The organism is Paenibacillus sp. LBL, from assembly GCF_029893715.1.
GTDB classification, from domain to species: domain Bacteria; phylum Bacillota; class Bacilli; order Paenibacillales; family Paenibacillaceae; genus Paenibacillus_AQ; species Paenibacillus_AQ glucanolyticus.
In genome coordinates, this window is record NZ_JARXYU010000038.1 from 1 (window position 1) to 8671 (window position 8671).

Consider the following 8671-nt stretch of genomic DNA (forward strand, 5'->3'; position numbering starts at 1 on the left):
TAATTGTTAGATCGCCTTAACGTCCCGCCAAAGACAAGTTAAGGTGATTTTCGCTTTTTATAGACACAATACCGGCTTCCAGTTCGTTCATGATTACTTCCTCTTCGTGACCAACATCATTTAACAAATCAATAAGATCTTCCAAAAGATGCCTTTCTGAATATTGACCATCATCGGTGACTGATAACATGATGTTGGACATTTTCTTTTTCATTTCCAGCAGGAAGGTCAATCGTCTGTAAGGCAGATAAATCTTGTGAGGTTCAGCCTTGTTAGATTTAGAGCGGAAGTCTACCTCATCAAACTTGCATCCATATAGTTTGCATAATGCTATCGCTTCATCGAACTCCATAAGCCCCGGATTTTCTTCATACCAAGTCATTTTCTTCTTCGTGATGCCCGCTGCTAGTGCAGCATCCCCCAATGACATGCCTGCTTTTTCTCTAGCTTCTTGAATCGAGATTTTATTGCTCATGTACGCCACCCTCCACTACTTTCAAATTTGGTTTGTTTGGTGTCAAACTGATGACATCGCCATACTCATCAAATTTTGCCGTGTACGTCTGCATAGGTTTTCCGGTGATCTCTTCGAGAATTTCGAAAGCATCAAAAGCCTTCTCTCCGGTCGCTTCCTCATATTGTTCGCGGACCATAAAGACATGTTCCATGAATAGATCAGCAAGGTATTCTTCTCCCGGACGCTCGATGTTCTCTACGAAAATCAAATTTTGAAACTCTTCCCAACTGATTTCCTCAGGGATTTCAGAAAACACTTTGGAAAACGATTTAACTGGTTCGCCCCAGTGACGAAGATCTTTGTTTAAAGTAATGACTTGCAAGAAATCCTCCCGTTTAATCGTCTTTTGGCCTTCTATTAATGCCCGAACGTAAATCATGAAATCGATTCGATTAGCATTCGTTTTCAACTCCAAAATCTCCTTAACTGACTGTTGGAAGGCTAGTATGTTCATTTGGATGTTGAAAAGAATGCCTGATTGAACACCAGCTGCTTCGAACTCCCTTGCCTTCAAGTCGATTTCTTTCAGTTCCTTGAAAAGGTCCCTTACTACGCTTTTGATCTCTGCTGTCTCTCTGACCAAAGCAGTGATCTTGCGGTGATAAATCCTAAGAGCCGCAAAAGGGTTCATCGGTCCGTACTTCGGCATGGCGTCGGCTAATTCGAATTTCTTTGCAATGGATTTTGATAGTTCACCATCCGTCACAGCGTTCAACAGCATTTCCCTTTCATCACTGGGGATTCTCTTATAAAACGCATAAGTGAAGGAATCAAGAATCTTCATATTCAGATTTAAAATTTCGCTTTCGTTTGCTGTATACACTTGTTGGAAGTGATTGATATGCTTATTAGCGATTTCAGTCCAGTTTTTCAATTCCGTTTCCAGTTTCTTGATTTCAAAAATATTCTTCATTTCATTCGTTCCCCTCGGATTATATTTTTCATAATGATTGCGTGTTGCAGCGGGTGATTGAACCAGAGACGGGCAAGCTCAGGAAGTGTCATTCTCCGTATTCCTTTCTCAGCCGATCAGTCACGTAGACTTGACCCTTGACGGTAATATATGGCGTCCTCCAAGTGAACGGTTCACCAGTAGGCTTCTGCTTCACACCGGTTACAACTTCGAACAATCCCTGTTCCACCGCACGTTGAGTGGGCTCCGTAGAGTTTTGGCAAATCAGTTTCCATTCACGGAGTTTATCAAATAGTCTGTTCTGGCCGATCTTGAAACCGTGACTGCTTAATGAATGTGCCAAATCCCGAACCTTAACGGATTCATCCGATTGCATGCATATCTCAGCGAATGAAACCAATGGCTTTTGTTCCTCGATCGTTTCGACTAGCATTTTTTTCTCTTTCGTTTCCTCAATCCATCTTTCAGCTCTAGCAATCGGGTCGTCAATTTGGTAAGAAGGAGTATATTGAATGAATGCAGATGCCAATACATTCTTGGCCTTTAACTGATACTGGACCAATTTCTCCGTCACTTCTGGTTGATACCTTTGCATACTCGGAGTGATGGATATTTTAGCCAACCACAATGGAAGAGATTCAAGTTCGATGGTGAGGGCATCAGAGACGCTACCTTTACCATTTCCCATTTTTTGTAACACGAAATTTCGTGCGCCTTCTCTTAGTACAATATCTGTTTGGACTCGATTTACTTCGTTGTTAGCTTGACCTCTTGATAGACCGATTCCGTCGCAAACCCACCGAATACCAACATAAATCTTGCCGTCATTCGCCTTCACGCCAAGCAGTTCAGCGCCATTAAACGGGACAAGCTTCTGTTCGATTGGATAGATATTAGACATTTATTTACTCCTTTCTAGTTTTTTTGAATATGGTGATTTGCCTGTCACCCCTTATTGCGATTTAGAAATCAGGCTTTCTTCATATTCAAGCAACCATTCTCGCCGGATACGATGTTCTTGGCCTTCCTTAAAACTTCTCAACTTACCAGCTTTGATTCTGTTGCGTACTGTTTTCGTGCAGCGGCGAAGATGAGTCGCCGCTTCTTGAATGGTTAAAATTGCTGGAAGCTCTTTATTGCTCGCATTCATTTTTTTTACCTCCTTTTTTAATAATCAATCCACTTAAAGTGTCCTTAATATCTACTTTAAGTAGAATGACGACTAAAAAAAATTTCATCAACCGGCATGCCAACAATTTCCGAAAAAACTCTTGCTTTTCCCACAGGCATCTCGTCAGCATTCCGTTCCCATTTCATGTAAGTATGCCTGTGAACTCCAAGCAAATTCGCTATCTGTTTTTGGGACATATCACTTAGCAATCTTGCCTGCCTAGGGGTAATTCCTTTTTTCAGATCAGGAGATAATTGCACCTTGGCGCCCTCCTTTCTTTGGTGATAAACCCATATTAGTCTCCTTAAAGTAGAATGTCAACACCAAAAAGGCCAAAATTAGACCTTTCAGTTGATTTTTATCTACATGTCGATTATAATCTACTTAAAATAGAATGGAGTGGTAATGGTGGGTATCAGTGAAAATATAAAAATGCTTCGCGAAAAATTTGATCTTACTCAACAAGACTTAGCTGATATTGCTGGGGTTACTAATAAAGCCGTATCCGCATGGGAGAACGGCTTAAAGGAGCCTCGCATGGGGGCGATTGAAAAAATTGCTACTCATTTCAATATTAAAAAAAGCAATATTATTGAGGAAGGAGGAATGGAAAACCTTGCTCAAGATATTCCTTTCACGATAGCAGCGCATTTCGATGGTGAAAATTTCACCGAGGAAGAATTAAAAGAAATCATGGAATATGCAAAATACATTAAATCACGACGAAAATGAGGTGTATTGCATGATTGATAAACTTCTTGAAGAAGCCGAATTAGCAGGAATCCTTGTTGTAGAGGAACGAGACTACCATGTGATATTCAAAAACAATAAGCTAAAAGGGCTTTACTTTGACAATATAATTGCATTGAATAAAGGGGCTATTGCAACTAAAACGGAATGGGTCTGCATTTTTGCAGAAGAACTAGGACATCATTACACCAGCTACGGCAATATCTTGGATGTTAAAGGAATACCCAACCGCAAACAAGAAAAACGCGCCCGTAATTGGGGATATGAAAAATTAGTGACTCTTCAGGGGTTAATAGAAGCTTGTGAAGCAGGTGCTAGAAATAGATTTGAAATAGCAGACTTTTTGGATGTTACCGAAGAATACATAGATGAATCAATAAAACATTATCTTGAAAAATACGGCCAGAGCAAAAAAATTGGCAACCATATTATTTGTTTTGATCCCTTGAGAATTTTTAAAACGCTTGAATAACAATTGAATGTTTCCCAGCCTGCTTATAAACGGGCTGTTTAAATATATGATAAAACCAAACATATGATCTTGTTTTAGGAGGGATAACATGTCAAAAATGAAATTTTCACCTCATGGTGTCAGGGAGCGTAATGGAAAATTCACCTATCGTTACACCGATACGGTAATGAAAAATGGAAAGAAAGTCCGAAAGCAAATTGAAACCGCTCCATATGAAACAGCACAGGAAGCCTATCTTGCAGCCCTTCAAATTCAACCCAAGTGGAATGAAGATTAAAACTCATTCGGGTGGGAGGTAGATAACATGTCCAAAAAGAAAGTGCTTCCTCCTGGTGTTAGGGAAAGGGACGGAAGGTATACTTATCGCTACAGTGTTCCGGTAATAGTGAACGGAAAAAAAACACGGAAACAGAAAGAAACCCCCTCGTTCAAGACTCCAAAAGAAGCTTACCTTGCCGGTATCCAAATTGAAGCAAAGCGCCTTGAAGGAAAAACAATTGATGAAAAAACAATCACATTAGGGCAATGGATTGAACTGTGGCTTGAAGACTATAAGATAGAACGCGAACCGGCAAAGGGGACTGTGCGGAGTAGGGAGAATGGGTTAAAGTGCCTTAAAAAGTATTTAGGTGAACATACAAAGCTTAAAGAAATATCAAGTTATGATTACCAGTCTTATTTGAACAAGCTAAAAAAAGATGATTTTGCGCAAGGAACAATAAAACTGTATCATTCAGCAGCAAGCTTCATGTTTAGAGATGCAAAGAAGAAGAAAATCATACTCAATGATCCAACAGAAGAAGCTTCATTACCTGTTTTTAAATCAACCCTTGAAGAAATAGAATCAGGCGTTGTTAAAATTCCGAAGTTCCTCGAAAAGAAGCAGTTACAGCACTTACTTCAATACATCAGATTCCGCGGTAAGCCGCAAGAGTATGCCGTCTTTTTAACTCTCGCTTACACTGGCTTGAGGATCGGCGAACTACTCGCACTTAAAGTATCTGATTTCGATGAAGAGGAAAAAACTATTTCTGTTAAAAAAAATCTGTATGTCGATGGGTCCGTAAAAAACTATGTACTCGGTCCCCCGAAAAATGATAGCTCAGTCCGCACGGTCACCATTGGTGAAAGTGTAATCAAAGCCATCAAAGCGCAATTTGCTTGGAGAGAAAGTAAAATCAATAACGGTGAACTACAACATGATGCAGATTTTATATTTTGGAGCTTGAGGTTTCCCGGATATCCAGCATGTTATAGTCGCTATCAGAAACGATTTGAAAAGATCCTGAAAGACTGTGGACTTCCTGACAACCTTACCCCTCACAGCCTTAGACATACCCATGTTTCACTACTTGCCGAAGCCAAAGAAGAATTAGCAGTAATCCAAGAAAGGCTTGGTCATAAGAACGACGAAATCACAAGAACAATTTATCTACACGTTACCGAACAACAACGAAAACTAGTTCCTGACCGTTTCGAAGAGGTAATGAATTCATAAGTGTGGGTAACACGTGGGCACATCCTCACCATAACTTCCGAAATCCCTATAGTACCGTACATGATTTAATTATGTCTGGGCTATCGAAATAAATCTAGAAATGCGTTATAATTCTCATGAAAGTGACATGTGATAATAATCATTGAGGTGATATACAGATGAAGAGCACAGGAGCCGTCTTGGGATATTTGTCCTCCAGTGCGCCACCGTCATGGTTCATGAACTCCATTGCCTTCTGGGGATGGGTTATGCTTGGACTGATGGGCATCGGCGGATTTTTCATGTTCCGCAAGTTTCTGAAAGTGCTTCCCAAAGCAGACGGCAAATCCAAGCTGGATTGGCAGAACTACTGGGTCGAGCGAAGCCGCCCGCTGTGGACTGATGAAGCCAAGGCCTTTCTGGACGAGCTGGTGCAGCCCGTTCCGGGACCATTCCGGGATATTGCCAAACACTCCATTGCAGCGGAGATTGGCAAGATTGCTATTGAGGACCATGCCAAAGCAGTGACAAAAGACCACTGCATCAAAGGTTATATCGTGGCTACGCCAAAGCGGGATTACAAATTCTTGATGAATTTCCTCCAGAAGAAGGAAATTGACTACAAGCCTTATCAGCATTTGATTAATAAGTAATGATACAGCCTTAAATGGAACGACGGTGCTTGTCCTCACTGTGGGACAAGCACCGTATAGTCCAGAAGATAATTCCCCCTAGTCCTCATCCAGAGGATCTGGGGGATTCGTTTTTTAATTTCGTTAAGTTGAAGGGATATGAATGAACTTGGCCTGTTTTTTTACTCTTATACAGAAACAACAGCGTATTCTCCTCCTGTTTATTGAAGCGAATGATAAGCTCGCGGTCCGGTTCATTATTTCTGTCCAAGGCAACTTCTTCAAGGAACTGTTTCTCCGTAGGCGGAAGCGGGAGCAGCTCATGAACATAAGCAGTGATCTCACGCATTCGATGATAGAGTATCAGGTGCTGCGTTCCATACTCCCGCAAGATCATGTAATAATCCGTGATGTATTCGATCATATAGATCTCATCTTCTTTTCCAGTAAGTTCCCCCAGGTTATAGTAAGCCACTACTTCCCCTTCATGATTCAGAAACTCTGCATGCTTGCCATCCGAAAACAATACTTTATCTCGCAGATCGTACAGGTTATACGCATTAGTATCCGGATAATGCCCTATGAACTCAAAGTGTGCTTCCTTTATAATTTGTCCGTTCTTCACAAAAATCTGACCGGATCTCTTACCTAATTCGGACATCCCTTCGGCCTCGTATAGTCGGACGTACGAACTGTTGTCGGACAGTCGTTGGACTTGAAGATGCCTCAACTCCCCTCCCCTGATCTCCAATGTCCCAATAAACGATGGCACCTTGTTACCTATGGCTTGGTAGAACTCGCCGTTCTTTCGATTAAGCCAAAATGTAATACCTTTATCTGTTCCCACAACGTAATTACTGCCAACAGACAGTGTCTTCGTATTGGAGTTCCACTTCACATCCTCATTCACGGCTTCTGCAACAAATCGGAGTGGGATGTAGAGTTTTCCGTTGATGACTTCCGCAGATGTCTTGAGTTTTTTCTGTTTCTTATTCAAATAAACAACATCGCTTCCAAGCTGCAGCGTCAACTCAAGATTTACTCCATACAGACTCGCCCTCTGTTGTGGTTGATTCCAATGAACCTTCAAACCCAAAATATCGCCGATCTCTCGCAGAGGAAGCAATAGCCTCCCATCCTTTATCATCACCGGGTCTTTCATGGAGAAGAGCGATTTGAATTGCCCATATTCCACATTTGCTTTTACAAAAGAAGAGGCAGCAGCATGGGATGGGCTTGATAGCAGTAACCCTAGCAAAAAAAATAAGGGTAACCATAATAGTCCTCTTTTTATCACTTCAATCAATCTCCTTCATCTCATAAGTTCAATCCTCTGTTATAACCCTCATCTAAGGAGATTAGTTACGGAACGGAACAAAAAGTTCAACCTATAACCTAGATATGGTGTTGCAGTTTGCCGATTCCAAGAAAATCATGGAAATAAAACACATATCAAGTATAATAGACTGTTATTAGAATGTAATCCAATAGTCCTAGGAGGAAAAAATGAAGTGAAATTAAAATTAGCAATAATCATAGTTTTACTATTTACATGGATCATTCCAGCAGCAGGAGCAGCCCCAGCAAAAATCGTCAACTTAGATGGCGTTAAAGTAGGGCTGCGGCAGGCCCCCATTTTGCGAGACGGAGTGACCCTGGTACAATTCGCCCCTATATTTAAAAGTTTGGGCCTCTCTGTAAAGTGGGATTCTTCCAGACAGCAGATTACAGGGACTAAAAAAGGCATCAGCCTTGTGCTGACCGTTGGCAACAAAAACGCATATGTAAACGGCACGCGCATGGTGTTAGAATCCCCACCTTTATCCTTGAACGGAAACGTTTTCGTCCCGCTTCGGTTCATAAGCGAAGCTACAGGTGCAACCCTGGCCGTAAACGGAAATACCATTAACATTACCAGTTACAAAGGGACAGAGCCTTTTGTTCCTAAGCCCACACCGATTCCACCCATAAAAACGAAAGCCAAAAAAATCCAAGAGGAATTGGAATTCAAATACTCAAATCTCTCTTCCGGAAAATTGCACCTGAACGACTTAACTTATGGCGTAATCGACGATTCGGATTCACTCACCATTGCCGTAGAAATTTCGGATGAACAAACGATGCAAAACATTATCGACACCTTTGACACCAAACCTTCAACAGGGCATCTGTTGACCAAAAATCTTGCCACCCATGTGCATAAAAAATATGGCTACAAAAACATCAATATCTTTATTATTACTTTTTTTATGAATTCGTCTTATCCAAGCGGATATGATGCTCAATATAATATCTTCGTTCCGGAATACAATGTGTACGTTACACGCTGGCCCCTATACGGAGGATCTTATAATTACTCAACAAGGGTCGCTAACTGGTACCTGGACCCAACCGGCGATACGGAGTACCTGATTTATTCAAGCAAGTTATAAAAAACTCATGCACACATTTCCACAAAAAATGCCGAGACCCCGGGCTTTGTTAAGGCAGGATCAATGCCTTTCAAAACCCGGGGTTACTTTCTTCTACTACTTTATCCCCTGTCAATATAACCCGCTACACAAGATAAACGACCAAACCTGCAATAACAAAGGTATCCCCCTCCTTCAGGGGATATTCTTTATACGGCACCATGGACTCTCCTTTTAAAATCGTACCGTTTCTTGAACCCAGGTCCTTTAATACGTATTCTCCACCTTCACGCGAGAGCTCGACATGTGCCCGCGAAGTTCCCACACC

At 41.4% G+C, this 8671-nt stretch carries 13 protein-coding genes; 6 read left to right on the forward strand and 7 right to left on the reverse strand.

All coding sequences use genetic code 11. The features are described from left to right. Positions 1-16: 16 nt before the first annotated feature. The 5 genes from M2277_RS31420 to M2277_RS31440 form a co-directional block, all read right to left on the reverse strand. Positions 17-475 carry a helix-turn-helix domain-containing protein gene (locus M2277_RS31420; protein ID WP_280756407.1) on the reverse strand — a complete coding sequence of 153 codons (459 nt, stop codon included), beginning with the start codon at positions 473-475 and terminating at the stop codon, positions 17-19. Then, positions 465-1430 carry a hypothetical protein gene (locus M2277_RS31425; RefSeq protein WP_280756408.1) on the reverse strand — a complete coding sequence of 322 codons (966 nt, stop codon included), beginning with the start codon at positions 1428-1430 and terminating at the stop codon, positions 465-467. Before M2277_RS31425 ends, M2277_RS31420 begins: the two co-directional genes overlap by 11 nt. Before the next feature lie 88 nt (positions 1431-1518). Next, positions 1519-2331 (reverse strand): phage antirepressor KilAC domain-containing protein, encoded by an 813-nt coding sequence (locus M2277_RS31430; protein ID WP_280756409.1) that lies wholly within the window; start codon positions 2329-2331, stop codon positions 1519-1521. Between the two features lie 51 nt (positions 2332-2382). Next, a complete protein-coding gene (locus tag M2277_RS31435) occupies positions 2383-2580 on the reverse strand; it encodes a helix-turn-helix domain-containing protein (protein WP_280756410.1) in 198 nt (65 codons plus the stop codon). A 56-nt stretch (positions 2581-2636) separates the two neighbouring features. Next, complete coding sequence (locus M2277_RS31440) at positions 2637-2861, reverse strand: helix-turn-helix transcriptional regulator (RefSeq protein WP_280756411.1); 225 nt, start codon at positions 2859-2861, stop codon at positions 2637-2639. A gap of 145 nt (positions 2862-3006) precedes the next feature. On the opposite strand from M2277_RS31440, the gene M2277_RS31445 reads away from it, so the two are divergent. The 5 genes from M2277_RS31445 to M2277_RS31465 all read left to right on the forward strand — a co-directional run bounded on the left by M2277_RS31445 (position 3007) and on the right by M2277_RS31465 (position 5953). Continuing rightward, complete coding sequence (locus M2277_RS31445) at positions 3007-3333, forward strand: helix-turn-helix transcriptional regulator (RefSeq protein ID WP_280756412.1); 327 nt, start codon at positions 3007-3009, stop codon at positions 3331-3333. 10 nt (positions 3334-3343) lie between these two features. After that, positions 3344-3823 (forward strand): ImmA/IrrE family metallo-endopeptidase, encoded by a 480-nt coding sequence (locus M2277_RS31450; protein ID WP_280756413.1) that lies wholly within the window; start codon positions 3344-3346, stop codon positions 3821-3823. A gap of 88 nt (positions 3824-3911) precedes the next feature. Next, positions 3912-4100, forward strand: a complete 189-nt coding sequence (locus M2277_RS31455) for a hypothetical protein (RefSeq protein ID WP_280756414.1) — start codon at positions 3912-3914, stop codon at positions 4098-4100. Between the two features lie 27 nt (positions 4101-4127). Then, positions 4128-5321 carry a tyrosine-type recombinase/integrase gene (locus M2277_RS31460; RefSeq protein WP_280756415.1) on the forward strand — a complete coding sequence of 398 codons (1194 nt, stop codon included), beginning with the start codon at positions 4128-4130 and terminating at the stop codon, positions 5319-5321. Positions 5322-5479: 158 nt separating this feature from the next. After that, on the forward strand, positions 5480-5953 hold the full coding sequence (locus M2277_RS31465) for a DUF2621 domain-containing protein (RefSeq protein ID WP_006212347.1): 474 nt from the start codon (positions 5480-5482) through the stop codon (positions 5951-5953). Between the two features lie 85 nt (positions 5954-6038). Here the strand turns inward: M2277_RS31465 and M2277_RS31470 are convergent, their stop codons facing one another. After that, positions 6039-7094 (reverse strand): copper amine oxidase N-terminal domain-containing protein, encoded by a 1056-nt coding sequence (locus M2277_RS31470; protein WP_348537798.1) that lies wholly within the window; start codon positions 7092-7094, stop codon positions 6039-6041. A 349-nt stretch (positions 7095-7443) separates the two neighbouring features. On the opposite strand from M2277_RS31470, the gene M2277_RS31475 reads away from it, so the two are divergent. Next, complete coding sequence (locus tag M2277_RS31475; protein WP_280756416.1) at positions 7444-8364, forward strand: copper amine oxidase N-terminal domain-containing protein; 921 nt, start codon at positions 7444-7446, stop codon at positions 8362-8364. Between the two features lie 124 nt (positions 8365-8488). Here the strand turns inward: M2277_RS31475 and M2277_RS31480 are convergent. Further along, the coding region (locus tag M2277_RS31480; protein ID WP_280756417.1) for an FHA domain-containing protein at positions 8489-8671 on the reverse strand (183 nt) is incomplete at its 5' end.

Excerpts from the sequence above, each read along its gene's own strand:
- M2277_RS31420 (WP_280756407.1), bottom strand. The coding sequence starts at position 475 with ATGAGCAATAAAATCTCGATTCAAGAAGCTAGAGAAAAAGCAGGCATG.
- M2277_RS31425 (WP_280756408.1), bottom strand. The coding sequence starts at position 1,430 with ATGAAGAATATTTTTGAAATCAAGAAACTGGAAACGGAATTGAAAAAC.
- M2277_RS31430 (WP_280756409.1), bottom strand. The coding sequence starts at position 2,331 with ATGTCTAATATCTATCCAATCGAACAGAAGCTTGTCCCGTTTAATGGC.
- M2277_RS31435 (WP_280756410.1), bottom strand. The coding sequence starts at position 2,580 with ATGAATGCGAGCAATAAAGAGCTTCCAGCAATTTTAACCATTCAAGAA.
- M2277_RS31445 (WP_280756412.1), top strand. The coding sequence starts at position 3,007 with ATGGTGGGTATCAGTGAAAATATAAAAATGCTTCGCGAAAAATTTGAT.
- M2277_RS31450 (WP_280756413.1), top strand. The coding sequence starts at position 3,344 with ATGATTGATAAACTTCTTGAAGAAGCCGAATTAGCAGGAATCCTTGTT.
- M2277_RS31455 (WP_280756414.1), top strand. The coding sequence starts at position 3,912 with ATGTCAAAAATGAAATTTTCACCTCATGGTGTCAGGGAGCGTAATGGA.
- M2277_RS31460 (WP_280756415.1), top strand. The coding sequence starts at position 4,128 with ATGTCCAAAAAGAAAGTGCTTCCTCCTGGTGTTAGGGAAAGGGACGGA.
- M2277_RS31465 (WP_006212347.1), top strand. The coding sequence starts at position 5,480 with ATGAAGAGCACAGGAGCCGTCTTGGGATATTTGTCCTCCAGTGCGCCA.
- M2277_RS31470 (WP_348537798.1), bottom strand. The coding sequence starts at position 7,094 with ATGAAAGACCCGGTGATGATAAAGGATGGGAGGCTATTGCTTCCTCTG.